Consider the following 25109-nt stretch of genomic DNA (forward strand, 5'->3'; position numbering starts at 1 on the left):
CTAAAGTTGCATTGGCCGGATTTGGGACGGTTCTACGCTCGACATCGCGGTGAGTCCTCCTAATTCTAGGGGGAATCTCCGCGTTTAAATGGATTGAATTGACCTGAACATGGCTTAACCGGGTTTTCATGATCGAAAAAACCCGGCTTGAAGTTGAAAGCAAAGAGAGTCGCTATCTCTGTTTGGCTAACCCCTGTTCGCGCATTTGGCTCAGGGTCATTTTAGGTGAAAGAGCTTCCGGATCGATGCGGATTTCAATCAAAGCGGGTTTGCCAGATTGCTCGCAACGCTTGAACGCTTCCGCAAAGTCTGCGGTCTTTTCCACCGTTTCCCCATGCAGGCCATAGGCTCGGGCAAGCGCTGCAAAGTCAGGGTTTGCGAGGCCCGTGCCGGAAACACGGCCCGGATAGGTGCGTTCCTGATGCATACGGATGGTGCCGTACATGCCGTTATTGACGACGATGAAAATCGCATTGGCACCATATTGCGCAGCCGTTGCGAGTTCCTGACCGTTCATCAGAAAACAGCCGTCACCGGCAAAACAGACGACGGTTCTTTCCGGTGCGGTCAGCTTTGCTGCAACTGCTGCAGGCACACCATAGCCCATCGAGCCGTTGGTCGGCGCTAACTGGCTGCGATAGGTGCGGTACTGATAAAAGCGGTGCGGCCAAGCCGAATAATTGCCAGCACCATTGGTGATGATGGCATCATCAGGCAGATGCGCGCGCAGCCATTCCATGATCTCGCCCATCTGAACATCACCGGGAATTGTCGGTGTTTTCAGATTGTCGCGATAATCGGCATTGGCGCTTTCAACCCATGCTTTGAAACCGGGATTGGCGATAGGTTCAAGTTTGGAAGCTGCTTTGGTGAAGGCGGCCATGCTGGCATTGATCGGAATATCAGCATGATAGACACGGCCAAGTTCTTCCGCACCGGGATGAATATGGATGAGCTTCTGCTTTGGCACAGGAATATTGACCAGCTCATAGCCTTGCGTGGTCATTTCACCAAGGCGTGCGCCTACGACCAGCAAAAGATCCGAATCTTTGACGCGGGCTGCGAGTTTAGGGCTGATCGATGTTCCCATTTCACCGGCATAAAGCGGGTGGGTATTGTCGAACATATCCTGACAACGGAAGGATGCGGCAACAGGCAGAGACATGTTTTCCGCGAATGTTTGCAGGTCGCGAACCGCTTGCGCATTCCAGCCGCCGCCACCGACGATCATCAGTGGTCGTTCGGCCTTTTCGAGCAGCGATTTCATGTCCTGTAACTGATCGCTTCCCGGATGCATCTCGACATGCTTGTAAGCGGGTGCATCAGCGACGGTTGCATGCGATGTCAGCATATCTTCGGGGAGTGCAATCACAACAGGGCCGGGGCGTCCGTTGACCGCGCGGTGGAAAGCCTGACTGACCAGTTCCGGAATGCGGGCGGCATCATCGATCTGCACAACCCATTTGGCCATCTGACCGAACATACGGCGATAATCAACTTCCTGAAATGCTTCACGTTCCACCTGATCGCTTGCGACCTGTCCGATGAACAGAAGCATCGGCGTGGAATCCTGAAAAGCTGTATGAACCCCGACAGAGGCATTCGTCGCGCCGGGGCCACGTGTGACAAAGCAGATGCCGGGTTTGCCGGTCAGCTTGCCATAGGCATCGGCCATATAGGCTGCTCCGCCTTCCTGTCGACAGACAATTAAGTCAATCTCGTCACTGACATCGTGAAAGGCATCGAGTGCTGCAAGATAGCTTTCACCCGGCACGCAGAAAACGCGGTCGACGCCATGAATGCCCAGAGCATCCACCAGTATCTGGCCACCGGTTCGCATGTTGCTGTTGTTTGTGGATTTGTGCATTTCCCTACTCTCAAAATATCTGAACGGCTTTGGCGCGCATGCGCTCTATTTTGGAGGCATACGCAGTGCACCATCGAGTCTGATGGTTTCGCCGTTGAGCATGCTGTTTTCGATAATATGCATCGCGAGGGCTGCATATTCGTCTGGCCGACCCAGACGCGGGGGAAAAGGAACCATCTGACCGAGCGCATCCTGTGCAGGTTGCGGCAGGCCTTTGAGCATGGGGGTTTCAAAAATACCGGGTGCAATGGCGCACACGCGAATGCCGAGTGGTGCAAGTTCACGCGCAGCAGGTAGTGTCAGGCCGACAATGCCGCCTTTAGACGCTGCATAGGCCGTCTGGCCAATCTGACCATCATAAGCTGCAACAGAAGCGGTATTTATGACAACGCCGCGCTCGCCGGTTGGCAAGGCTTCGCTTTTGGATGCGGCGTCTGCAAACAGTCGCAGCAGATTGAACGAGCCGATCAGGTTGATTTCAACGGCGCGACGGAAATCATCGAGCGGCATGACGCTGCCATCGCGCGCCAACATTTTCTTTGCTGGCGCTACGCCCGCACAATTGACCAGAATCTGCGGTGATCCGAGCTTTTCACCGATTGTCTTAAAGGCAGCTTCGGCACTTGCCGCATCAGAAACGTCGCACTGAATTGCGATGCCGCCAATCCCGGCTGCCACCACATTTGCACCATCGATGTTGAAATCGAGGATTGCAACTTTCGCGCCTTTGGACGCCAAGGCCTGTGCCGTTGCGGCGCCAAGACCCGATGCGCCACCACTGACGATGGCGATTTTTCCTTCAATATCCATTTTTCCCCCTCACAACGTTTCAAGTGCAATGGCTGTCGCTTCACCGCCGCCGATACAGACTGAAGCCATGCCACGCTTGAGGTCGTTCTGCTTCATGGCATGAAGCAGCGTGACGATGATGCGTGCGCCAGAGCAGCCAATCGGATGGCCCATAGCGCACGCACCGCCATGGATATTCACCTTGTCGGCGGGGAGGTCGAGTTCCTGCATTGCAGCCATAACAACAACGGCGAAAGCTTCATTGATTTCAAACAAATCGACGTCGCGTACATTCCAGCCGGTTTTGTCGAAGAGTTTCCTCATCGCAAAAATCGGGGCCGTGGTGAAAAGGGCTGGCTGTTGTGCCTGACTTGCATGACCACGAATAATGGCAAGCGGTTCTATGCCAAGCTTTTCAGCTTTGGATAGCCGCATCAGGGTGAGGGCGGCCCCGCCATCCGAAATTGAGGAAGAATTAGCAGCAGTGATCGTGCCGCCTTCGCGGAAGGCAGGCTTGAGGTTTGGTATCTTTTCAGGCTTTGCGCGGGTCGGTTGTTCGTCGCGGTCAAGCTCCGCAACATTGACCAGCTCTTTCGCAAAATAGCCCGCTTCAGTAGCCTTGAGTGCGCGCGAGAGTGAGCGCAGAGCAAACTCATCCTGCTGTTGACGGGTAAACTGATAATGGTCTGCGGTTTCTTCCGCAAAAGTTCCCATGGCACGGCCTTTGTCATAGGCGTCTTCAAGGCCGTCGAGGAACATATGATCGTAGATTTTGCCGTGGCCCATGCGATAGCCACCGCGCGCCTTTTCAAGCAGATAAGGTGCATTGGTCATGCTTTCCATGCCGCCCGCAACAACGATTTCCGCGCTTCCTGCCGAAATGAGATCAGCGCCCAGCATGACTGTTTTCATGCCTGATCCGCAAACCTTGTTGATAGTCGAGCACGGCACAGCCTGCGGGAGACCAGCATGAATTGAGGCTTGACGTCCGGGCGCCTGTCCCAGCCCTGCCGGCAATACACAGCCCATAAGCACTTCGTCGATCTGATCCGGATTGAGGCTGGCTCGGTGGACAGCTTCCTTGATTGTGACAGCGCCCAGTGCTGTTGCACTCTCCCCCTTGAGCGCTCCCTGAAAACTTCCGATCGGTGTTCGCACCGCACTGGCGATGACGATCGGATCTTTTGTTTCCGACATTTGTTTACTCCTCCAGTAAAGCCTATTGATAACAGCATAGCGAACGATATGAATACAGCTTAAACATCATGAGCAACGCTCATGAACTCATGTCGCGGAGGTATGGATAAAATGCGTGAGACTAATTCAGGCAAAATCCGAGTGGGTATCGGTGGCTGGGCTTTTGAGGAGTGGGACAAGAGTTTCTATCCGGAAAAGCTCTCCAAAAAACGTCAGCTCGAATATGCTTCGAGCAAGCTGACCTCCATCGAAATCAACAGCACCTATTATGGTCCGCAGAAACCTACGACTTTTGCCAAGTGGCATGATGAGACGCCGGATGACTTTGTATTTTCGCTGAAAGCACCACGCTTTTCGACCAATCGGCGTGTGCTGGCTGAAGCAGGCGAGGGTATCGAGAAATTCGTGACAGGCGGTCTTCTTGAGCTGAAAGACAAGCTCGGCGTCATCAACTGGCAGTTCATGGGCACGAAGAAATTCGATCCAGCCGATTTTGAAGCTTTCCTCAAACTTCTGCCAAAACGTGTCGACGGGCGTGATCTACGCCATGCTGTCGAAGTGCGTCACGACAGTTTCAACTCGCCGGATTTCATTGCACTGCTGCGGGAATATGGCGTTGCGGTGGTGATTGCGGGTGACAGCAAATTTGTCGAAATCGCCGACATGACCGCGCCTTTTGCCTATCTGCGGATCATGGGTACACAGGAAGACTTGAGGCTTGGTTACAGTCAGGGCGAGCTTGATCATTGGGCCGAGCGGGCCAAAGCCATAGCGGTTGGTCATGTGCCCGATAGTCTTAAAACCATTAAGCCGCCACTTGCTGACAATGTGGCTCGTGATGTCTATCTTTATGTCATCAGCGGCCATAAGGCGCACAATCCACACGCGGCTATGGCCTTGATAGATCGCGTAAAATGATGCGTCTTGTCACGCATTGATTTTTTGTGAGTCTTGAGTCGATCATGTCCAAGTTTGATACGTCCGCCATTGAAGCCTTTGTTCGCAACATTCCCCAAAACTACAAAGGCCCCGGCGGCGTCGTAGCCGTCGTCAAGGACGGCGAGGTTGTTTTGCGGCACGCGTGGGGCTTTGCCGATCTTGCGACGCGGCAAGTGATGACCGCAGAAACGCGGATGCCGATTTGCTCGATCAGCAAGCAGTTCACTTGTGGCGTGTTGCTTGACGCTATTGGTGAACCAGAACTGCTGGATGATGCCTTAGCAGCCTATCTCGACAAGTTCGAAGAAGAGCGCCCGAGCACGCGTGAACTTTGCAATAACCAGTCTGGTTTGCGCGATTATTGGGCGCTGACGGTTTTGTGCGGTGCGGATCCTGAAGCCGTATTCTTGCCTGAACAGGCACAAAGCCTGCTGCGACGGTTGAAAACCACGCATTTTGAACCCGGTTCGCACTATTCCTACTGCAACGGTAATTTCCGTATTCTGGCAGATTTGATTGAAGCCCATACCGGACGCTCGCTGGTCGAGCTTTTGTCCGAACGCATTTTTGAGCCTGCGGGCATGAAGACAGCCGAATTGATCCCGGATACAGCGCTTTTCACTGAATGTACCGGATATGAGGGCGACACGGTTCGCGGCTTTCTGCCCGCAATCAATCGCCTTCACTGGATGGGTGACGCGGGTATCTGCGCATCCCTTGATGACATGATCGCGTGGGAGAAGTTCATTGATGCAACGCGGGACGATGAGAGCAGTATTTATCGCCGCCTGAGCGGACCGCAAACATTCAGCGACGGTACAAATGCACCTTATGGTTTCGGCCTCAAATTTGAGGAAGCGGGCGGCAAAAGGCTAACCGGCCATGGCGGAGCGTTGCGTGGTTGGCGCTGCCAGCGCTGGCATTGCGCTGATGAGCGGTTATCAACGATTGCCATGTTTAACTTCGAGGGCGGTGCCTCGGACGTTGCCTTCAAATTGATGAATATTGCTTTGGGCGCATCGACGTCCGAACCACAACGCGTCGAAGCGGGTGCGGCCTGGTTCGGTTCATGGTTGTGTCAGGAAACAGGCCTTGTTCTGAGTCTTGAGGATTCTGGACGTGGTCTGATCAAAGCACGTTTTGGCACCGGGCCAGAAATGATGGATGTGGTGGGCGTGAACGAGGCTCGCTCGTCCGTGACGACGATAAAGCGCGATGGCGACGTGATCGAGCTTTCACGCGACGACGAGAATCTGCGTCTGACGATGAACCGCATCAAGGGCGAAGCCAGGCAGGACATCGTTGGCCGCTATCACAGCGATGAGCTGGATGCCGATCTTTTGCTCGTTGCCGAAGGTGGTGCGATCTATGGTGCTTTCGAAGGTTTTCTGGGCAAGAGCGACATGTATCCGCTTTATAGTGTCGGGACGGATGTCTGGCTGTTACCGGTTCAGCGCTCGCTGGATGCGCCGTCGCCTGGTGAATGGAAACTCGTTTTCCGCCGCGATGCTAAAGGTGGAATATCAGATGTGAGTGTCAGCTGCTGGCTTGCACGCGGTATCGAATACAGGAGAGTTCAGCCATGAGTGAACTGAAGGTCAGGACCCGTGAGACCGGGGCGGTCGCGGAAATGCCGCATGGTAAGCTTCCAACGATCACCACGCCGACAGGCGGCACGGTGGAGATTGTCACCAGCGTCAGTCAGGCGGGGTTTAACCCGCTTGACCTGATTTATGCGTCGGTTGCTGCCTGCATGGCGCTGAGTGCGCGGATTGCTGCTACCAAGCTCGAATTGCGTGAAAAGCTCACCAATGTTCGGGTGGAAGTAAAAGGTGACAAGGCACATGAGGGGCCGTCACGGATCGAACGATTCGATATAACATTCCATTTTGATGGCGAGCTGACCGAAGGCGAGAAGCATCGTCTTGCGGAGATGGCCGAAGAAATCTGCACCGTCAGCAATACGTTGCGCGGCGATCCGAAATTTGATCTGAAGGTATCCTGACCAGTGGTTTAAATCGCGACGCGGATGCGTTCGACGCCAAGTGTGATCACACTCTCCATAGCTGCGCGCGCTTTCTGGCGGTCACGTGACGCAATGGCATGAGCGATACGCAGATGATTAGCGGCGCATTCCGCAATGCCTTCGGGGGAAGCTGCGGGCGAGGATAGCTGGAACGAGATGGCGAGAGCTGCCTCGATCAGCCCACTGACCGAACGCATGAACGGATTGCCAGACATGCGCGCAATAGCGAGATGAAATTCGAGATCGACCTTGGCAATCGATTCTGGTGTGTGTGCGGGATCGTCGAATTTCGCAGCCAGGGCATAGAGTTCGACGAGTTCTTCGCTGGTCGCATTTTGTGCGGCGGCAGCGGCGGCAGCAGGTTCAAGCGCCATGCGCATTTCAGCTAGATGGTCGACGAAGACTTCGTCAAAGCCAGCGTCAAAACGCCATGTCAGCACATCGGGATCGAAGAAGTTCCAGCTTGCTCGACCTAAAACGCGGGTGCCTACCTTTGCCTTGGCTTCAATCAACCGCTTTGCGGCAAGGGTCTTCATCGCTTCACGCAGAACAGTGCGGGAAACTCCAAATCGCAACGAAAGCTCGTTGTCGCCGGGCAGGATTGAGCCTTCGGGGATGGTTCCCGCGACGATGCCGCGACCGAGCTCACCCACGACAACCGAATGGCTGTTATGTCGTTTACGCCCTGTTATAGCCGTTTCCAGCAATCCCAATTCAGGCCTCCTTCATACGTTGGCGTGCTAATCTCATATCAGCAAACCAAACAAGTCCACGCTGTAGTGCTATGAACAGGAACAGCAATATACCGATTGCGATTTTCGTCCACCAGGAAGACAGCGTTCCATCGAAAACAATATAGGTCTGTATCAGGCCTTGGATCAGAATCCCGACGAAAGTACCTGCTACAAGACCTGCGCCACCGGTCAGAAGCGTTCCACCGATTACCACCGAAGCGATAGCATCGAGTTCTACACCGACGGTTGCCAGCGAATAGCCAGAAGACGTGTAGAGCGTATAGACAATGCCAGCGAGACCCGAAAGCACACCGGACATCGTATAGATGCCGATTGTTGTGCGGCCAACGGGAACCCCCATCAGTTCGGCTGATTGCTGATTGCCGCCGAGTGCATAAATATTAGCACCAAAGCGCGTGCGATGCGCGATAATACCGCCGATTATGAAGACGGACAGCATCACCATTGCAATGAATGTCAGTCTGCCTCCGCCCGGAAGCCGGAAATAAAGCCCCTGAAGCGTATCGAGGAAGGGGTGCGAAATCGGCACGGATTGTGTCGAGATGAGGAAGGCTGCGCCACGCGCTAGAAACATACCTGCAAGCGTCGCCACAAAGGGCGGAATACCCAGAAAATGGATCATCATGCCCATCCACGCACCGAAGAGGGCAGCAAGCACCAGCACCAATCCAAAAGCCACTAGAGGGTGCACACCCAACTGGCCGACAAGGACAGCCACAAAAACGCTGGTGAAAGCGATAACCGATCCGACTGAAAGGTCGATGCCGCCGGAGATGATGACAAATGTCATGCCGACTGCGGCAATGCCAAGAAAGGCATTATCTGTGAGAAGATTTCCGATAACCCGCGTTGAAAGCATGTTCGGAAACTGGATGACGCAGATCGCATAAGCGAGTAGAAAAATGGCCACGGTTGTCAGGAATGGAAGATTGCGAAGCACTCTCATCATTGTGCTCCCTGCTGGTTTTGATGTGTTGTTTTGGCTGCATTGCCTTTGCGCTCAGTACGCAGGAAGGCGATCAGATTGACAATTGCCGGTGACTGGAATGTCAGTACGATAATGATGATGCCCGCCTTGATGATCAGGTTGAATTCCGGTGGGAAGCCCGCCATCAGAATGCCTGTATTGATCGACTGGATAATCAGTGCGCCAAGCAGTGAGGCCATGATCGAGAAACGACCACCATTAAGCGAGGTGCCGCCGATAACGACTGCCAGAATGGCGTCGAGTTCAAGCCAGAGGCCTGCATTGTTGGCATCTGCACCGCGAATATCGGCGGTTGCGATCAGACCTGCGAGCGCTGCACCTGCGCCTGAAACCGCATAGACACTGAATAGAAGAAAGCGCGCTTTAACACCTGCCAGCATGGCTGCGCGGCGATTGATGCCGGTCGCCTCGATGAGGAATCCAAGCGCACTTGAACGCACTGCAAAGCCAACGACGATACCAGCAAGTAGCCAGATCAGCACCGGAATGGGCACACCAAGCAGCGAGCCCGAACCAAGCGCCGCAAAGGCATCATTATTGAAAGTGAGGATCGCGCCTTCGGTGATGAGCTGCGCAATGCCACGCCCCGCGACCATTAAGATGAGCGTCGCGATGATGGGCTGAATATCGAAAACTGCAACCAGAAACCCATTCCACAATCCGCAGAGCAGGCCAACGCCCAATGCGACCGGAATGACAATTGCCAGCGGATAGCCTGAGACGACCAACGACGCAGCACATGCGCCGCTTATCGCCATTACGGCTCCCACGGATAGATCAATGCCACGTGTGGCAATCACCAGCGTCATGCCGATGGCCAGAATGGCCACGGGTGCAGCACGCACCAGAATGTCAATCAGACTTCCATAGAGACGCCCATTTTGAAATGAAATATCCAGAAATCCCGGCGATATGATCGTGTTTGCAGCAAGAATTGCCACAAGCGCGGCGAGCTGGGGCGCTAGTCTTTTAAGTTTTTTGAGCAGGCGAGCGATCATGCTGCAGCTTCCTTTTCGCTGACATGACCGGTCTCGGCAATTGCGCGAACAATATTGTCGGCGGTGATTTCTTCGCCTTTGAGTTCTGCAACGTGGCGACGGTCGGAAAGCACGATGACACGATTGGCGACAGCAGCCAGCTCTTCAAATTCCGAAGAGATGATGACGAGTGACATGCCTTCAGTACAGAGTTCGCCGATCAGTTTCAGAATTTCCGCATGTGCGCCGATGTCGATGCCGCGCGTCGGTTCATCGAGGATCAAAAGGCGCGGATCGGTAGCGAGCCAGCGGGCCAGAATGGCTTTTTGCTGGTTGCCGCCGGACAAAAATTTGATTGGTTTGTTGGGATCAGGCGGGCGAATATCGAGCGCCTTGATATAGCGCTGGGCGAGAGCTGCTTTTTCGCGGGAAGAAATAGGCTTTGACCAGCCCCGTTTTGCTTGCACGGCGAGGGTAATGTTTTCAGCAACCGAAAAGTCGCCGATGATGCCATCCGTCTTACGTTCCTCTGGGCAAAAGGCGAAGCGTTCAGCGATAGCCGCCACAGGTGTAGGCAGTTTTGTCTCTTTGCCGTCTACCGTCAGTGTGCCGCTGTCGGCTTGATCTACACCGAACATGAGAAGTGCGGTTTCGGTGCGTCCTGAGCCGAGCAATCCGGCAATACCGACCGCTTCGCCCGGCTTGATCGCAAGATCGAAAGGCACAACGCTGCCTTTTTTGCCAAAATCCGAAAATCGAATGGGTGCGGCGGTGTCGTCGCTCACTTCTTCGGTGAGTTGTCTGCGCACGGTCTCTTGCAGTTGATGGCCGAGCATCATGGAAATGAGGTCGGTGCGTGGTAATTCGGAAAGATTGCGGCTGCCAACCAGCCGTCCATTGCGCAAGACGGTGGCGCAATCGGCGATAGCATAGACTTGATCCAAAAAGTGGGTGATGACGATGATACCGAGACCTTCAGCTTTCAATTGCCGCAACACGCCGAACAGCATATCGACCTCACGCGCGTCAAGGCTGGCGGTCGGTTCATCCAGTACGAGAACCTTGCCCGAAAGATCGACGGCGCGGGCGATGGCGATGATCTGTCGTATAGCGACGGAATAGGCTGAAAGTGGTGCGCTGACCTCAATCGTCAGTCCATAGCGTGATAAAAGTGCTGCTGCATCGCGTTCCATCTGACGGCGATCAACAAAGCCGAACCGACTTGGCTGCCGGCCAAGAAAAAGGTTTTCGGCGACTGTGAGGTTTTCGAGAAGATTGACTTCCTGATAGACTGTGCCGATGCCAAGTTTTTGCGCGTCGGTGACGGATGCCGGGGCGATCGACTGGCCTTCGAGCAGTATCGCGCCGTCAAAATTGTGATAAGCGCCAGTCAATATCTTGATGAGCGTCGATTTCCCTGCGCCGTTTTCCCCAAGCAAAGCGTGGATTTCACCTGTCGCAAGAGCAAAGTCGACATGATCAAGCGCTGTGACGCCGAAAAATGATTTTGTTATTCCACGAGCTTCAAGCAGCGGGGTCGCCGTTACTGACGCTGCGCCGATATCAGAGCGAGCCATATGATTTTTCCGCCTGCTGATTTGCGAGTTCTATCCGGGCTACGCAACTTGCGCAGCCCGGATAAGATGATGCGATCAGTAGCCCAGCCCCTTCTTGGCCTCATAAACAGTCTTCGGATCGTCAGCCTGTGTATAAAGCTTGGATTCGGTCTGGATCCACTTTGGTGGAACCGTGCCCTTTTCTTTGAAAGCTTCGATGGCATCGAATGCCGGGCCAGCCATATTTGGCGTCAGCTCAACCGTTGCATTGGCTTCACCATTGGCCATTGCCTGGAAAATATCCGGCACGGAATCGATCGACACGATCTTGATGTCGGTGCCTGGCTTTAGACCTGCTTCTTTGATGGCCTGAATTGCGCCGACGGCCATGTCGTCATTATGGGCGTAGACAGCACAAATATCCTTGCCGCCACCTTCAGCCTTGATGAAGCTTTCCATGACTTCCTTGCCCTTGGTGCGGGTGAAGTCGCCGGTCTGAGAGCGGGAAATCTTGATATTGTCGTGGCCGGCAAGAGCTTCTTCGAAGCCCTTTTTACGGTTGATTGCCGGGGACGAACCTGTGGTTCCCTGAAGTTCAACCACGGAACAAGGCTTGTCGCCCACGTCTTTCACCAGCCACTCGCCAGCGACCTTGCCTTCATGGACTTGATCGGAGGTAACAGCAGTGAGATAGAGATCTTCCGGTGCATCGATCTGGCGGTCGAGAAGCACAACAGGAATTTCTGCTTCCTTGGCTTCCTTCAGCACCGCATCCCAGCCTGTCGCAACTACTGGCGCGATCAGGATGGCATCGACGCCCTGCGCAATGAAGCCGCGAACGGCCTTGATCTGGTTTTCCTGCTTCTGCTGTGCGTCGGCGAATTTCAATGTATGGCCGCGCTTTTCAGCTTCCTGCTTGGTGACGCTGGTTTCGGCTGCACGCCAGCCCGATTCCGAACCGATCTGCGAAAAGCCGACCGTCAGTGAGGCTGCAGATACACTCGAAATCAGGGCGAAAGAAAATGCGGCCGTCAGGGCCGTCAAACTGCGTTTCATAATAGTTCCTCCCAATAAAAGGCCCTCCCGGCCTTAGCGATTATGAAGCATATAATATTACTTTATAGCAAGTATATTTCTGAATCCTGGTAAGCCATTGAGGTGCGACAAACGTGCATAATCTAGAATAATTATTTAAAATCAATAGGCTAAATCTACTTTCCCGGTAAGGTAGCGACGGGGCGCGTGATCAGTTCTTCGAGCTTGCTTGACAAAGCGGTGTTTGGCAAAATAGTCATATTAATAAGAAGGAGCCGTCAAATGGCACGGATGTGTTTTTGAACGGTCAGGATAATGTTCCGCGATGGTTTTGCGGAAATTGGGAGGTTCAATGTTACGTCTGATACAGTTCCGCGACGCGCGCGGAGAAACACGTGTGGCTGCTTGCGATGACGAGGGCGCGGCACACATCGTTAATGGCGTAACAACAACTTATGAATTGGCCTGGGCAGCAATTTCTGCAGGTATCAGTCTTGCCGAGCAGGTGGCCGAGCAAGTGAAACATAATGGCAAGGGTGAGGCTGTCGATATTCATGCAGCACTTGCAGGTGGTCAGGTTGGCCTGCCGATTACCCATGAAGATCCAGCACATCTGATTGTTGCAGGTACGGGCCTCACACATCTTGGTTCTGCTGACGGTCGCGACAAGATGCACAAGGCAGCACAGGCTGCTGAAAAGCCGACCGACTCCATGCGTATGTTTTTGATGGGTGTTGAAGGCGGCAAGCCAAAGCCCGGCCAAACCGGCGTGCAGCCGGAATGGTTCTATAAAGGTGATGGTTCGGCGCTGGTTGAAACGGGCGGTGAATTGGTCTCGCCATCTTTTGCCGAAGATGGTGGTGAAGAACCGGAACTCGCAGGCATCTATCTGATTGGGCCAGATGGCACGCCGTTTCGCCTCGGCTTCTGCCTTGCCAATGAGTTTTCTGATCATGTGACGGAAAAGCAGAATTATCTCTGGCTCGCGCATTCCAAGCTGCGTCAGGCGTCGCTGGGGCCGGAGCTTTATGTGGGGGACCTGCCGGATCATGTTGAAGGCGTTTCACGGATTCGTCGCGGCGATCAGGTGATCTTTGAAAAGCCGTTCCTTTCGGGCGAAGCGAACATGTCGCACACGATTGCCAATCTGGAACATCACCATTTCAAGTACGAGCTGTTCCGTCGTCCGGGCGATATTCATGTACATTTCTTTGGCACGGCGACACTGTCTTTCTCCGAAGGAGTGAAGACGGAAGTCGGTGATCAGTTCGAGATTTCGGCAAAGCCTTTCCGTTATCCGCTGGTCAACAGACTGGCACAGGCGAAAGCCGAAGATGTTGCAGTGAAGGCGCTGTAAGATGTCAGCTCAGTCCAATATCTCTCTTGCTATTGTTGGTCTTGGCAAGATTGCGCGCGACCAGCATCTACCGTCCATTGAAGTCGTAAACGGCATTCATCTTGCCGCCGTTGCCAGCCGCAACGCTGGTCTCGATGGTCTGCCATCTTTCCACGATATCGACCAGCTGCTTGGAAGTGATGTCGCCATTGATGCGGTTTCGCTCTGCACGCCGCCGCAGGGGCGCTTTAACCAAGCCTATGCGGCACTCAAAGCGCGCAAGCATGTGATGCTGGAAAAGCCTCCGGGGGCTACGATTTCGGAAGTGCAGGCGCTGACGCGTTTCGCTGAGAAACAGGGCGTGACGCTTTATGCAACATGGCATTCGCGCGAAGCCGCAGCCGTCGAACCTGCACGCGAATTTCTGAAAGACGCTGCAATCAAGTCTGTTGCGGTTTCGTGGAAAGAAGACGTGCGCCATTGGCATCCCGGCCAGCAGTGGATCTGGGAGCCAGGCGGTCTTGGCGTTTTCGACCCGGGCATCAATGCGCTGTCTATTGTCACGCATATTATGCCGGCAAGGTTTTTCCTGACGAAATCCGACCTGTTTTTCCCCGAAAATAGAGCGGCACCGATTGCTGCTGATCTAAAGTTTGAGACGGAAAGCGGCGTGCCGGTCTCGTTTGAGCTCGACTGGCGACAGACGGGTCCGCAGACATGGGATATTCGTGTCGAGACCGATAAAGGAACGCTGCTGTTGAGCCATGGCGGTAGTCGGTTGACCATCGCAGGCACGGAGAAAATGGCCGAGCCGGATCGTGAATATCAGCGCCTTTACCAGAATTTTGTGAAGCTGGTTGGCGAAGGGCAGAGTGATGTTGACCTGGCACCTCTGACCCATGTTGCCGATGCCTTCCTTCTGGGGCAGCGGCATGTGGTTGAAGCTTTTGAAGATTAAAGCGCATCCCGAAAAGTGTGAAACGGTTTTCGGAACAAGATGCGCGATGAAACAAACATTCAGCACGCCGATCTGACTTTGAGGATCGGTGTCGAAGGAATTGGGACCGCCCGACGGTCTCTTACCCACGCAGGACAGTGAAATGAATAAGCCCGTTACGCCAAAGGCACCAAGATTCCGCTCGCGCGCATGGTTCGATAATCCGGACAATGTCGACATGACTGCGCTCTATCTTGAGCGCTACATGAATTACGGTCTCAGTCAGGAAGAGCTGCAATCCGGTCGACCGATCATCGGCATTGCGCAGACGGGTTCTGACCTTTCACCGTGCAACCGTCATCATCTGGAGCTGGCCAATCGCGTTCGTGAAGGTGTGCGTGAAGCGGGCGGCATCGTGATCGAATTTCCGGTTCATCCTATCCAGGAAACCGGTAAGCGTCCGACGGCGGGTCTGGACCGTAACCTTGCTTATCTCGGCCTCGTGGAAGTGCTTTATGGCTATCCGCTTGACGGCGTTGTGCTGACCATTGGCTGTGACAAGACTACACCTGCCTGCCTGATGGCTGCTGCGACCGTCAATATTCCGGCGATTGCGCTGTCGGTTGGCCCAATGCTCAATGGCTGGTTCCGTGGCGAGCGTACCGGTTCGGGCACAATCGTCTGGAAGGCACGCGAGTTGCTTGCCAAGGGCGAGATCGACTATCAGGGCTTCGTGAAGCTGGTTGCTTCTTCGGCCCCATCGACTGGCTATTGCAATACGATGGGCACGGCCACGACGATGAATTCGCTTGCCGAAGCACTCGGCATGCAGTTGCCGGGTTCGGCTGCAATTCCAGCGCCTTATCGTGACCGTCAGGAAGTTTCCTATCTGACCGGTCGTCGTATTGTTGAGATGGTCTATGAAGATCTGAAGCCAACAGACATCATGACCAAGGAAGCCTTCATTAATGCAATCCGCGTCAATTCTGCGATTGGCGGTTCGACTAATGCGCCGATCCATTTGAACGCTTTGGCGCGTCACGTTGGCGTGGAGCTGACTGTCGATGACTGGCAGAAATATGGCGAGGAAATTCCACTTCTGGTCAACCTTCAGCCAGCGGGTGAATATCTCGGTGAAGATTATTACCATGCGGGCGGTGTGCCAGCAGTCGTCAATCAGCTGATGGGGCAGGGCCTCATTCATGAAGATGCGATCACTGTTAACGGCAAGACCATCGGTGAAAACTGCAAGAATGCCACGATTGAAGACAGCAATGTCATCAAGACTTATGATGATCCATTGAAGAAACATGCCGGCTTCCGCGTGCTGCGCGGCAATCTCTTCTCTTCGGCAATCATGAAGCTCAGCGTTATTTCGGAAGAATTCCGCAATCGCTATCTCACTGACGAGAAAGACCCGAATGCCTTTGAAGGCAAGGCTGTCGTGTTTGACGGCCCGGAAGATTATCATCACCGCATTGACGACCCGTCGCTGGAAATCGACGAGCATACCGTGCTGTTCATGCGTGGTGCAGGGCCAATCGGTTATCCGGGTGCCGCAGAAGTCGTGAACATGCGCGCGCCTGACTATCTTTTGAAGAAGGGCATCAGCTCCTTGCCTTGCATCGGTGATGGTCGCCAGTCGGGCACGTCGGGTTCGCCTTCGATCCTCAACGCATCGCCTGAAGCTGCGGCTGGCGGTGGCCTTGCCATCCTCAAGACGGGTGATCGGGTTCGCATTGATATCGGTCGTGGTACGGCGGATATTCTGATTTCCGATGAAGAACTGGCAGAGCGTCGCAAAGCTCTGGAAGCTGCGGGCGGCTACAAATACCCGGAAAGCCAGACTCCGTGGCAGGAAATCCAGCGCGCGGTTGTTGGTCAGATGGAAACGGGTGCCGTTCTCGAAAACGCGGTCAAGTATCAGGATATTGCGCATACGCGTGGCCTGCCGCGGGATAACCACTGATGTCGGGGGTTCAGAAGCCATTTGCGGCAGTTGCGGACTGGGGAACGACCCGGTTTCGCCTCTGGACGCTGGATGTCGATGGCACTGTGCTCAAGGAAAGCCGTGGCGATGACGGGCTGCTGCACGCCAAAGAAGCGGGTTTTGAGACGCTGCTTGAACAGCATCTGGCTCAGGTCAATGCGCCCGATGATCTGCCGGTGGTGATCTGCGGTATGGCCGGTTCGCGGACCGGCTGGATCGAAGCGCCCTATATGAGCTTGCCTGCGGGGCTGACAGGCGTTGTTGCTGCTGCAGTTCGGGTGCCTGCAAAACGCCATGTCATCATGCTGCCAGGTGTTGCGCGGCGCAGCGAGGATGCGCCGGATGTAATGCGCGGCGAGGAAACCAAGCTGCTTGGTCTGGTGCATCGCGGCACGCGTGATGCCGTGGTGGTGATGCCCGGAACGCACGCCAAATGGGTACATATCGCAGACGGCAAGCTCAACGACTACCGCTCTTTCATGACGGGCGAATTGTTTGCACTCCTGAAAGACAAGTCGGTTCTGGCTGGTGCGCTTGAAGGAGCTGGGCCGGTCGATCCGACAAGCGCTGCCTTTGCAGCAGGTGTCAAAGCTTCGCTTGAGACACCTGAGCTTATCGCCAATGCGCTCTTTACGGTGCGTGCTGGCTGGCTGGTGCATGACTGTAAGCCGACAGATCAGCTTGCACGTCTGTCAGGTCTGTTGATCGGGCTGGAAGTTGCCGGTGGCCGCACATTGTTTGGTAAACCAAGCGAGGTTCTGCTGCTTTCCGACGGCATGATGGGCGCGCTTTATGCTTCTGCACTTGAGATTGCTGGTGTGAAAGTGAACCGCATCGAAGCCGATGAGCTGGTGCGCGATGGGCTGTTTATGGCGGCAAAACACGCATTTGCGGGAGGAGCGCGATGAGCGAACGTATCGCATGGCCAAAGCTTCGCTATCCGCTGGTGGCAATCCTGCGCGGCATTCGGCCAGAAGAAACGGAAGGTGTTGTCTCCGCTCTGATCGAGGTGGGTTTTGAGGCGATTGAAATTCCGCTCAATTCGCCAGAGCCGTTTGTATCCATTGAAAAGGCTGCGAAACTCGCGCCAGACAATGTGCTGATTGGTGCTGGCACAGTGCTTTCGGTCGAGAATGTGGATCGGCTCAATGATGTTGGTGGCCGACTTCTGGTCAGCCCCAATGTCGAACCCGATGTCATTCGCCGTGCGACCAAGCACGGCATGGTGACGATGCCCGGAGTGTTCACACCGACGGAGGCTTTCAGCGCCATTCATGCAGGCGCATCGGCGCTCAAGTTTTTCCCGGCAAGTGTGCTGGGCGCTGACGGCATCAAGGCCATTTGCGCGGTCTTGCCGAAGGATATTCCGGTGGGTGCCGTGGGTGGCGTCTCGGAAGCTGATTTTGCGACTTATCGGGCAGTGGGAGTGAGCTGTTTCGGGCTTGGTTCCAGTCTTTACAAGGCTGGTTTGACGGTCGCTGACGTGCGTGAACGCGCGCAGCGTGCGGTTGAGGCATGGGACAAGATCGCAGGCTAGAGCATGTCTCCCAAAAGTGGGAACCGGTTTTGGGACAAAGACATGCGTAAAAACGAAGGCTTAGCATCTTGTTTTGGAGGAATTCCGCAGGGCCTAACGGCGGGGGCGGAAATTTTGGGAGAACGGCAGGCTTATAGAGCCTGTCCCAATTTGGGAGTGAGACAATGGCAGGCATAAAATCATTAACACTGGCAGTGGCGATGGCCGCCTTTGCCTTTACCGGCTTTGCACAGGCAGAGGACAAAGGTCTTGTGGGTGTAGCAATGCCAACCAAGTCGTCGGCGCGCTGGATTGCGGACGGCGACAACATGGTAAAGGTGCTTCAGGAGCGCGGTTATCAGACCGACCTTCAATATGCTGAAGACGATGTGCCGAACCAGCTTGCACAGATTGAAAACATGGTCACCAAAGGTGCCAAGGTTCTCGTGGTTGCATCCATCGACGGCACCACGCTTTCCGATGTTCTGGCAAAAGCCAATGAAGAAGGCATCAAGGTCATCGCGTATGACCGCCTGATCCGCGACACGCCAAACGTGTCCTATTATGCGACTTTCGACAATTTCCAGGTCGGTGTTCTTCAGGCGCAGTCCATTGAGACCGCTCTTGATCTCAAGAACAAGGAAGGCCCGTTCAATATCGAGCTTTTCGGTGGTTCGCCTGACGATAACAATGCCTACTTCTTCTACAACGGCGCTATGTCCGTTCTGCAGCCATATATCGACAGCGGCAAGGTCGTCGTTGCCAGCGGCCAGACGGGCATGGACAAGGTAGCAACCCTGCGTTGGGATGGTGCGACGGCTCAGGCACGTATGGATTCAATCCTTTCGGCCTTCTATTCCGACAAGAAGCTAGACGCTGTGCTTTCGCCTTACGACGGCATTTCCATCGGTATCCTGTCTTCGCTGAAGGGCGTTGGCTATGGCAGCGGCGACATGCCGATGCCTGCGGTTTCCGGTCAGGATGCTGAAGTACCTTCGGTCAAGTCGATCCTTGCTGGCGAGCAGAATTCTACAATCTTCAAGGACACCCGCGAACTCGCCAAAGTCACCGTCGATATGGTTGATGCGCTGATGACCGGAAAAGAGCCAGAAGTGAACGACACCAAGACCTATGACAATGGCGTCAAGGTTGTGCCGTCCTATCTGCTCAAGCCGGTTATTGTCGACAAGTCGAACTGGAAGCAGGTTCTAGTCGATAGCGGTTATTACAAAGAAGACCAGATCCAGTAAATTTGTGCCCGGACGCGTGCTGAAAAGCGCATCCCGAAAAGTGTGAAACGGTTTTCGGACAAAGATGTGCGTGAAAACAAATGTTTAGAACGCGTCCGGAATGCCTGCTCATTGCCATCATCCCCGCCGCCCAGTTTTCGAACTGGGTTAGGCTAACAGATTGACAGCGTTGTCTTTTTGAGAGCTGAGGGTTCGCAGAATGATGGCATGGCAGGCCACAGCTTAATTCCTTCAACTTGAGTAAGTTAAGGCAAAATTATGCTGTAAATACAGAATGTTAGAGCGACATTTGTGCGCCCCAGAGGGCACGCGGCGCTCTAGTAATGGGAGCGAGCGATGAACGTAGCCAATCCTGTCCCGCTTGAGCAGAACAGCGGTCAGCCGGATATTGCCGGTAAACCCCTGCTTGAGATGCGCGGTATCAGCAAATCCTTCGGTGTCGTGAAGGCGTTGAGCGATGTCAATTTTACCGTGATGCCGGGAGAAATTCACGCATTTGTCGGCGAAAATGGCGCGGGCAAATCAACGCTGATGAAAGTGCTGTCGGGTGTTTATCCCTCTGGCAGCTATGGAGGTTCGATCTTCTTCGACGGAGAAGAGCGCCACTTCCGCGATATCAATGATTCCGAAGCGCTCGGCATTGTCATCATCCATCAGGAGCTGGCGTTGGTGCCGCTCATGACGATTGCCGAGAATATTTTTCTCGTCAATCCGCCTGCAAGCTATGGTGTTATTGACCGCAGCGAGGTGCATAGCCGCACAAAGGCGCTTTTGAAGAAGGTTGGCCTGACGGAATCGCCGGATACTCTGGTGACGGATATTGGTGTCGGCAAACAGCAACTTGTTGAAATTGCCAAGGCGCTTTCCAAGCGTGTGCGCCTTCTGATCCTTGATGAGCCGACGGCAAGCCTCAACGAAACTGATAGTGCGGCCTTGCTGGCATTGCTGCGCGAGTTTCGCGCGCAGGGCATCACTTCGATCCTGATTTCGCACAAGCTCAATGAAATTCGTGAAGTAGCTGACAAGATCACGGTGCTGCGCGATGGTCGCGCTGTAGCAACGCTTGATTGCAATGCGGGCGAGGTCGAGGAAGACGATATCATCCGCAAGATGGTCGATCGTGATCTGGAAAGCCGCTATCCTAAGCGCGACCCGAAGATTGGCGATGTGATTTTCGAGGTGGATGACTGGTCCGTTTATCATCCGCTGCATCCGGAGCGCCACTCCGTCAAGAACGTTTCGTTTAAGGTGCGAGCCGGTGAGATCGTCGGTATTGCAGGCCTGATGGGCGCTGGTCGTACCGAGTTTGCCATGAGCCTCTTCGGGCGTTCATGGGGTACGAATATTTCCGGTGAAGCTCGTATGAATGGCACTCCGGTTGATATTTCCACGGTCGCCCGCGCCATCAAATCGGGGCTCGCCTATGTGACTGAGGACCGCAAAAAGCTGGGCCTTGTTCTCGGCGAAAATATCTCGCGCAACATATCGCTTGCACATTTGCGCGGCGTCAGCCCCAAGGGTGTGATCGACAGTATTCGCGAAATGAAGGTCGCGAACAGCTATCGCGATCAGATGAGCATCCGCTGCCACAACGTCTATCAGGAAACGGGCACGCTTTCAGGCGGCAACCAGCAGAAGGTGGTGCTGTCGAAATGGCTGTTCACGGGGCCGGATGTGCTGATCCTCGATGAACCGACGCGCGGCATCGATGTCGGTGCAAAATATGACATTTACACAATCATCAATTCACTGGCCGACAGCGGCAAGGGCGTGGTCGTCATTTCTTCGGAAATGCCCGAGCTCATCGGAATGTGCGACCGCATCGTCGTTATGCATGAAGGCGCTTTCGTTGGCGAAGTGGCTGGCGAGGGCGCGACGCAGGAAAACATCATGCGCGCCATCATGCGGAATAAGGGAAAACAACAATGAGCGACAATGTCATCCAGAGCGGCCAGAAAGCGCCAAGCGGTGTGGGGCGTTATCTCAAAAACAATCTGCGCGAATCGGGAATGTTGCTTTCGCTCATCGCGATCATGATCTTTTTCCAGATCGTGACCGGCGGCGTGCTGATGAAGCCGCTGAACCTCACCAATCTCGTACTGCAGAACAGTTATATCGTCATTATGGCGCTCGGAATGCTGCTGGTCATTGTGACCGGGCACATCGATTTGTCTGTCGGATCGGTCTGCGGTTTCATCGGCGCACTGGCAGCTGTCATGATGGTGAAATGGGGTATTCCGTTTCCTGTTGCAGCCATTCTGTGCTTGATTGCCGGGGGGATTATCGGTGCGATGCAGGGTTTCTGGGTCGCCTATTTCAACATTCCGTCCTTCATCGTAACGCTCGCGGGGATGCTGGTTTTCAAGGGGCTGATGCTTGCTGTTCTTGGTGGGCAGTCGGTCGGGCCATTCCCGCAGGTTTTCCAGAAGCTTTCGTCCGGCTTCATTCCGGAGTTTATTGGCACAACATCAGGCGGTATCTATCTCACATCGCTGATACTTGGTGTGGCAATTGCGGGTTTCATCGTCTGGCAGAACACAAGATCGCGCGCGCGCCATATCGCGCATGAGGTGGAGACAGAACCGTTTGGCCTGTTTGTGGCCAAGAATATTCTGTTCTTCGCTGGTATTGCCTATCTCGCGCTGCTGATTTCATCGCATCGCGGTATGCCTAACGTATTGATTATCATGGCCGTTTTGATCGCTGCCTACGCGTTCCTAACCAATCGCACAGTAATCGGTCGTCAGATTTATGCTGTTGGTGGCAATCGTCATGCGGCGAAGCTTTCGGGCGTCAAGACCGAGCGACTGACCTTCCTCGTCTTCGTGAATATGGGCGTGCTGGCAGCGCTTGCCGGTCTGGTTTTCGCGGCTCGTCTCAACACGGCAACACCAAAAGCTGGCCTTGGTTTTGAGCTTGATGTGATTGCCGCCTGCTTCATCGGTGGTGCATCGGCTTATGGTGGTGTGGGGCGTGTGACGGGTGCGGTGATCGGCGCGCTCATCATGGGCGTGATGAACAACGGCATGTCGATCCTCGGGATCGGGATTGATTATCAGCAGGTCATTAAGGGCATCGTTCTGCTGGGTGCTGTCTGCATCGATGTCTACAACCAGCGCCGCTAAACGGGGCTTGGCCATGGAATGGCCATATTCCTGACAATCGTTTAACACGATTTAACGTGTTTCAGAGGCCGTTTTTGCGGAAAAAAGCTCACAATCGGCGCGTTATCGCGCTGGTGCTTCGCCTTTTGGGAGAGGGAGGCAGAAGCCATTCGGGCCGGAACATTGTTCCGGCCCGATTTGTATTTTTAGCTCAGTTTGTATTTTTCAGATCGCCGTACGGCGCGCGTGGTCGAGATAAATCTCGCGCAGCTTCAGCGCAACCGGACCGGGCTTGCCGCCGCCAATAGGCTTGTTGTCGATAAACGAAATCGGCGTTACAAAAGTACCCGCGCTGGTCATGAAAGCTTCTTTCGCAGCATAGGCTTCATCAATCGTGAAAAGACGCTCTTCAAGCTTCATACCGGTCTCAGCGATGAGCTTCAGCAGCGACAGGCGCGTGCAGCCCGGCAGGACCGCGTTGCTGTTTGGGCGGGTGACGATGACATCATCCTGCGTGACAATATAGCCGGTCGAAGATGCGCCTTCCGTGACATAGCCGTCCTCTAACATCCAGGCTTCATCGCAACCGGAACCCTTGGCGATTTCCTTGGCGAGAGCCTGCGGCAAAAGGCAAACGGTCTTGATGTCGCGGCGTTTCCAGCGCAGGTCTTCAAGGGAGAGTACCCGTGCGCCGGTTTTCAATACAGGTTTCTCGATCAGTGATACCGACTGCGTGAAAAGCACCACAGAAGGCTTCATGTCCTTTATAGGAACGAAATCACGGTCGCGACCGTCGCCGCGCGTCACCTGAAGATAGATCAGACCTTCGGTCAGATTGTTGCGGCGGATCAGTTCGCGCTCGATCTCGACAATCTCATCTTCCCTCATCGGCATCGGAATGCCGATTTCACCTGTCGAACGACGCAGGCGCTTCATATGCGGATTGCTATCGATCAGCTTGCCGTCAAGCACGGCGGTTACTTCGTAAATTCCGTCACCAAAGAGAAAACCACGATCAAAGATCGAGATTTTGGCATCGCGCGCGGCGACATATTCGCCATTCACGTAAACGATGCGTTCTTCAAGTTCTGCTGAAACGGCCATGATGAATCCCGAAAAGAGCGCATCCCGAAAAGTGTGTAGCGGTTTCGGATCAGATGCGCGCAAACGCTAAAAAGAAAAAGGCTGCGAAGAACATCGCAGCCTTTTCTTATGCCTTCAACGCGTGAAGCGAAACATCTATTTTCAGGCGGCCTGCTTGGCGGCTGTGATTGCTTCGCTGCGGATTTCTTCGGTGAGCTTCAGACGTAGTTCTGAAAATTCCGGGCTGGCCTTCACATGGTAGGAGCGCGGATGCTCGATATCGACCGGGGTGATCGATTTGATCTTGCCGGGACGAGCCGTCATCGTGACCACACGGGTCGCCATGAAGATGGCTTCTTCAATATCGTGGGTGACGAAGACGACTGTCTTCTGCTCACGCTCCCAGATACCGAGCAGCAGTTCCTGCATCAGCCCGCGGGTCTGGTTGTCGAGCGCGCCGAAAGGCTCGTCGAGCAGCAGAATCTTCGGATCGTTGGCAAGCGCACGGGCAATTGCCGTGCGCTGCTGCATCCCGCCTGAAAGCTGCTTCGGCCAATGGTTTTCAAACCCGCGCAGGCCAACCTTGTCGATATAATTATCGACAATTTCGCGCGCCTGTTTTTCCGGCATACCTTTTTCGCGCAGGCCGAAACCGACATTCTGCCGAATGGTGAGCCATGGAAACAGTGTATAGGACTGAAACACCATGCCGCGATCGGCACCCGGCCCTTTGACGGGCTGACCTTCCAGTGTCACCGTGCCGGTGCTTGGCTTGTCGAGACCGGCAATGATGCGCAGAAGCGTGGACTTTCCACAGCCCGAAGGGCCGAGAATGGTGACAAAATCATTCTTGGGAATGATCAGGTCTGTTGGCTGCAATGCCAAAGTAGGTCCGCCGCCATGAACACCTGGGAATGTGCGGCTCACACCTTTGATAACAAGTTCCTGCTGGGATGCCGTAACCATTATGCGAACCTCCAGGCAAAGAGCCAGCGGTTGAAATATTTGAAGGCCAGATCGGAAATCAGGCCAATAACGCCGATCACAATGATACCGAAAATGATCTGTCCGGTGGCCATAAGCGCCTGCGAATTGATAATCATGTAGCCGATGCCCGATGATGCGCCGATCAGTTCTGCAACGATCACGTAAGTCCAGGCCCAGCCAAGCACGAGACGCAGCGTTTCTGCGATATCGGGTGCGCTTGCAGGCATCAATACGCGACGAATAACGCCACGGTCTTTCGCGCCAAGCGTATAGGCTGCTTCAACCAGATCGCGGCGCGTGTTGGAAACAATGACAGCGATCATCAGAATGAGCTGGAAGACTGCGCCGATGAAGATGACGAGCAGCTTTTGCGTTTCGCCAATGCCCGACCACAGAATGAGAAGCGGTACGAAAGCCGATGCAGGCAAATAGCGTGCGAAGGAGACGAACGGTTCGAGCAGCGCTTCAATGGGTTTATATGCACCCATGGCTATGCCTAGCGGAATGGCAACGATGCTTGCCATGATGAAGCCACCCAGCACGCGCCAGACAGTCATACCGATATCCGAAAGGAAGCCCTGATTGGCGATGAGATCCCATCCGTCTTGAACCATGGTGATCGGATCGGCGAGGAAGGTGGGGGAAACGAAGCCTCCGAGCGTGGCGACGCCCCAGAAAGCAAAGAAAAGCACGAAGAACAGAATTCCCAGAAGAATTCGGGCTCCGTTTCCAATCGGTTGCATAGGCTGCATAGACATATCCGTTTAGTGAGACGGT

At 54.4% G+C, this 25109-nt stretch carries 22 protein-coding genes; 11 read left to right on the top strand and 11 right to left on the bottom strand.

The features are described from left to right. Nucleotides 1–172: 172 nt before the first annotated feature. From QBD00_RS00590 to QBD00_RS00600, 3 genes are read right to left on the bottom strand one after another with little or no spacing between them, the layout of a single operon-like run. Nucleotides 173–1867, bottom strand: a complete 1695-nt coding sequence (locus QBD00_RS00590; RefSeq protein WP_318578420.1) for a thiamine pyrophosphate-binding protein — start codon at nucleotides 1865–1867, stop codon at nucleotides 173–175. Nucleotides 1868–1912: 45 nt separating this feature from the next. Beyond that, the gene (locus tag QBD00_RS00595; RefSeq protein WP_318578421.1) at nucleotides 1913–2677 is read right to left on the bottom strand and encodes a 3-hydroxyacyl-CoA dehydrogenase; all 765 of its coding nucleotides are present in this window, start codon (nucleotides 2675–2677) and stop codon (nucleotides 1913–1915) included. Between the two features lie 9 nt (nucleotides 2678–2686). Further along, nucleotides 2687–3853 carry an acetyl-CoA C-acyltransferase gene (locus tag QBD00_RS00600; protein WP_318578422.1) on the bottom strand — a complete coding sequence of 389 codons (1167 nt, stop codon included), beginning with the start codon at nucleotides 3851–3853 and terminating at the stop codon, nucleotides 2687–2689. A gap of 111 nt (nucleotides 3854–3964) precedes the next feature. Here QBD00_RS00600 and QBD00_RS00605 point away from each other — a divergent pair, with 111 nt between their 5' ends. Genes QBD00_RS00605 through QBD00_RS00615 form a run of 3 tightly spaced genes read left to right on the top strand, consistent with a single transcriptional unit; the run spans nucleotide 3965 to nucleotide 6797 of the window. Then, nucleotides 3965–4771, top strand: a complete 807-nt coding sequence (locus QBD00_RS00605; protein ID WP_318578423.1) for a DUF72 domain-containing protein — start codon at nucleotides 3965–3967, stop codon at nucleotides 4769–4771. Between the two features lie 44 nt (nucleotides 4772–4815). Continuing rightward, entirely contained in the window at nucleotides 4816–6378 is a 1563-nt protein-coding gene (locus tag QBD00_RS00610) for a D-aminopeptidase (protein ID WP_318578424.1), read from the top strand. After that, nucleotides 6375–6797 (top strand): OsmC family protein, encoded by a 423-nt coding sequence (locus QBD00_RS00615; RefSeq protein WP_095447203.1) that lies wholly within the window; start codon nucleotides 6375–6377, stop codon nucleotides 6795–6797. The genes QBD00_RS00610 and QBD00_RS00615 overlap by 4 nt, the downstream gene beginning before the upstream one ends. A gap of 8 nt (nucleotides 6798–6805) precedes the next feature. On the opposite strand, the gene QBD00_RS00620 is transcribed toward QBD00_RS00615, so the two are convergent. From QBD00_RS00620 to ytfQ, 5 genes are all read right to left on the bottom strand, one after another. Next, entirely contained in the window at nucleotides 6806–7531 is a 726-nt protein-coding gene (locus QBD00_RS00620) for a FadR/GntR family transcriptional regulator (protein ID WP_095447202.1), read from the bottom strand. Between the two features lies 1 nt (nucleotide 7532). Continuing rightward, nucleotides 7533–8519 (bottom strand): galactofuranose ABC transporter, permease protein YjfF, encoded by a 987-nt coding sequence (gene yjfF / locus QBD00_RS00625; protein ID WP_095447201.1) that lies wholly within the window; start codon nucleotides 8517–8519, stop codon nucleotides 7533–7535. Beyond that, nucleotides 8519–9559 carry an ABC transporter permease gene (locus tag QBD00_RS00630; RefSeq protein ID WP_095447200.1) on the bottom strand — a complete coding sequence of 347 codons (1041 nt, stop codon included), beginning with the start codon at nucleotides 9557–9559 and terminating at the stop codon, nucleotides 8519–8521. The genes yjfF and QBD00_RS00630 overlap by 1 nt, the downstream gene beginning before the upstream one ends. Next, nucleotides 9556–11115, bottom strand: coding sequence for a sugar ABC transporter ATP-binding protein (locus tag QBD00_RS00635; protein ID WP_318578425.1), 1560 nt, complete (start codon nucleotides 11113–11115; stop codon nucleotides 9556–9558). The genes QBD00_RS00630 and QBD00_RS00635 overlap by 4 nt, the downstream gene beginning before the upstream one ends. A gap of 75 nt (nucleotides 11116–11190) precedes the next feature. After that, nucleotides 11191–12150 carry a galactofuranose ABC transporter, galactofuranose-binding protein YtfQ gene (gene ytfQ, locus QBD00_RS00640; RefSeq protein ID WP_318578426.1) on the bottom strand — a complete coding sequence of 320 codons (960 nt, stop codon included), beginning with the start codon at nucleotides 12148–12150 and terminating at the stop codon, nucleotides 11191–11193. 331 nt (nucleotides 12151–12481) lie between these two features. On the opposite strand from ytfQ, the gene araD1 reads away from it, so the two are divergent. From araD1 to mmsB, 8 genes are all read left to right on the top strand, one after another. Further along, nucleotides 12482–13486, top strand: coding sequence for an AraD1 family protein (gene araD1 / locus QBD00_RS00645; protein WP_318578427.1), 1005 nt, complete (start codon nucleotides 12482–12484; stop codon nucleotides 13484–13486). Between the two features lies 1 nt (nucleotide 13487). Next, the gene (locus tag QBD00_RS00650; RefSeq protein WP_318578428.1) at nucleotides 13488–14423 is read left to right on the top strand and encodes a Gfo/Idh/MocA family oxidoreductase; all 936 of its coding nucleotides are present in this window, start codon (nucleotides 13488–13490) and stop codon (nucleotides 14421–14423) included. A gap of 142 nt (nucleotides 14424–14565) precedes the next feature. Beyond that, nucleotides 14566–16371 (top strand): IlvD/Edd family dehydratase, encoded by a 1806-nt coding sequence (locus QBD00_RS00655; protein WP_095447195.1) that lies wholly within the window; start codon nucleotides 14566–14568, stop codon nucleotides 16369–16371. Further along, entirely contained in the window at nucleotides 16371–17300 is a 930-nt protein-coding gene (locus QBD00_RS00660; protein WP_318578429.1) for a 2-dehydro-3-deoxygalactonokinase, read from the top strand. The genes QBD00_RS00655 and QBD00_RS00660 overlap by 1 nt, the downstream gene beginning before the upstream one ends. Next, entirely contained in the window at nucleotides 17297–17929 is a 633-nt protein-coding gene (locus QBD00_RS00665) for a 2-dehydro-3-deoxy-6-phosphogalactonate aldolase (protein WP_318578430.1), read from the top strand. Before QBD00_RS00660 ends, QBD00_RS00665 begins: the two co-directional genes overlap by 4 nt. A gap of 164 nt (nucleotides 17930–18093) precedes the next feature. Next, nucleotides 18094–19158, top strand: coding sequence for a multiple monosaccharide ABC transporter substrate-binding protein (chvE, locus tag QBD00_RS00670; protein WP_095447192.1), 1065 nt, complete (start codon nucleotides 18094–18096; stop codon nucleotides 19156–19158). A gap of 336 nt (nucleotides 19159–19494) precedes the next feature. Continuing rightward, nucleotides 19495–21087, top strand: a complete 1593-nt coding sequence (gene mmsA, locus QBD00_RS00675; protein WP_264231695.1) for a multiple monosaccharide ABC transporter ATP-binding protein — start codon at nucleotides 19495–19497, stop codon at nucleotides 21085–21087. Next, nucleotides 21084–22283 carry a multiple monosaccharide ABC transporter permease gene (gene mmsB, locus QBD00_RS00680; RefSeq protein WP_318578431.1) on the top strand — a complete coding sequence of 400 codons (1200 nt, stop codon included), beginning with the start codon at nucleotides 21084–21086 and terminating at the stop codon, nucleotides 22281–22283. Before mmsA ends, mmsB begins: the two co-directional genes overlap by 4 nt. Before the next feature lie 204 nt (nucleotides 22284–22487). Here mmsB and QBD00_RS00685 read toward each other — a convergent pair whose 3' ends face one another. The 3 genes from QBD00_RS00685 to QBD00_RS00695 form a co-directional block, all read right to left on the bottom strand. Then, on the bottom strand, nucleotides 22488–23369 hold the full coding sequence (locus tag QBD00_RS00685) for a D-amino-acid transaminase (protein WP_318578654.1): 882 nt from the start codon (nucleotides 23367–23369) through the stop codon (nucleotides 22488–22490). A gap of 138 nt (nucleotides 23370–23507) precedes the next feature. After that, the gene (locus tag QBD00_RS00690; RefSeq protein ID WP_095447188.1) at nucleotides 23508–24311 is read right to left on the bottom strand and encodes an ABC transporter ATP-binding protein; all 804 of its coding nucleotides are present in this window, start codon (nucleotides 24309–24311) and stop codon (nucleotides 23508–23510) included. Further along, nucleotides 24311–25084, bottom strand: coding sequence for an ABC transporter permease (locus tag QBD00_RS00695; RefSeq protein ID WP_095447187.1), 774 nt, complete (start codon nucleotides 25082–25084; stop codon nucleotides 24311–24313). Before QBD00_RS00695 ends, QBD00_RS00690 begins: the two co-directional genes overlap by 1 nt. Between the last annotated feature and the right edge of the window lie 25 nt (nucleotides 25085–25109).

This window comes from Ochrobactrum sp. AN78, from assembly GCF_029909885.1.
Lineage (GTDB): Bacteria > Pseudomonadota > Alphaproteobacteria > Rhizobiales > Rhizobiaceae > Brucella > Brucella quorumnocens.

Coding starts and splice junctions, on each gene's coding strand:
- QBD00_RS00595 (WP_318578421.1), bottom strand. CDS start 2,677: ATGGATATTGAAGGAAAAATCGCCATCGTCAGTGGTGGCGCATCGGGT.
- QBD00_RS00600 (WP_318578422.1), bottom strand. CDS start 3,853: ATGTCGGAAACAAAAGATCCGATCGTCATCGCCAGTGCGGTGCGAACA.
- QBD00_RS00690 (WP_095447188.1), bottom strand. CDS start 24,311: ATGGTTACGGCATCCCAGCAGGAACTTGTTATCAAAGGTGTGAGCCGC.
- mmsB (WP_318578431.1), top strand. CDS start 21,084: ATGAGCGACAATGTCATCCAGAGCGGCCAGAAAGCGCCAAGCGGTGTG.
- QBD00_RS00615 (WP_095447203.1), top strand. CDS start 6,375: ATGAGTGAACTGAAGGTCAGGACCCGTGAGACCGGGGCGGTCGCGGAA.
- araD1 (WP_318578427.1), top strand. CDS start 12,482: ATGTTACGTCTGATACAGTTCCGCGACGCGCGCGGAGAAACACGTGTG.
- QBD00_RS00630 (WP_095447200.1), bottom strand. CDS start 9,559: ATGATCGCTCGCCTGCTCAAAAAACTTAAAAGACTAGCGCCCCAGCTC.
- chvE (WP_095447192.1), top strand. CDS start 18,094: ATGGCAGGCATAAAATCATTAACACTGGCAGTGGCGATGGCCGCCTTT.
- QBD00_RS00610 (WP_318578424.1), top strand. CDS start 4,816: ATGTCCAAGTTTGATACGTCCGCCATTGAAGCCTTTGTTCGCAACATT.
- QBD00_RS00695 (WP_095447187.1), bottom strand. CDS start 25,084: ATGCAGCCTATGCAACCGATTGGAAACGGAGCCCGAATTCTTCTGGGA.
- QBD00_RS00635 (WP_318578425.1), bottom strand. CDS start 11,115: ATGGCTCGCTCTGATATCGGCGCAGCGTCAGTAACGGCGACCCCGCTG.
- QBD00_RS00650 (WP_318578428.1), top strand. CDS start 13,488: ATGTCAGCTCAGTCCAATATCTCTCTTGCTATTGTTGGTCTTGGCAAG.
- mmsA (WP_264231695.1), top strand. CDS start 19,495: ATGAACGTAGCCAATCCTGTCCCGCTTGAGCAGAACAGCGGTCAGCCG.
- QBD00_RS00665 (WP_318578430.1), top strand. CDS start 17,297: ATGAGCGAACGTATCGCATGGCCAAAGCTTCGCTATCCGCTGGTGGCA.
- QBD00_RS00655 (WP_095447195.1), top strand. CDS start 14,566: ATGAATAAGCCCGTTACGCCAAAGGCACCAAGATTCCGCTCGCGCGCA.
- QBD00_RS00605 (WP_318578423.1), top strand. CDS start 3,965: ATGCGTGAGACTAATTCAGGCAAAATCCGAGTGGGTATCGGTGGCTGG.
- QBD00_RS00660 (WP_318578429.1), top strand. CDS start 16,371: ATGTCGGGGGTTCAGAAGCCATTTGCGGCAGTTGCGGACTGGGGAACG.
- ytfQ (WP_318578426.1), bottom strand. CDS start 12,150: ATGAAACGCAGTTTGACGGCCCTGACGGCCGCATTTTCTTTCGCCCTG.
- QBD00_RS00590 (WP_318578420.1), bottom strand. CDS start 1,867: ATGCACAAATCCACAAACAACAGCAACATGCGAACCGGTGGCCAGATA.
- yjfF (WP_095447201.1), bottom strand. CDS start 8,519: ATGAGAGTGCTTCGCAATCTTCCATTCCTGACAACCGTGGCCATTTTT.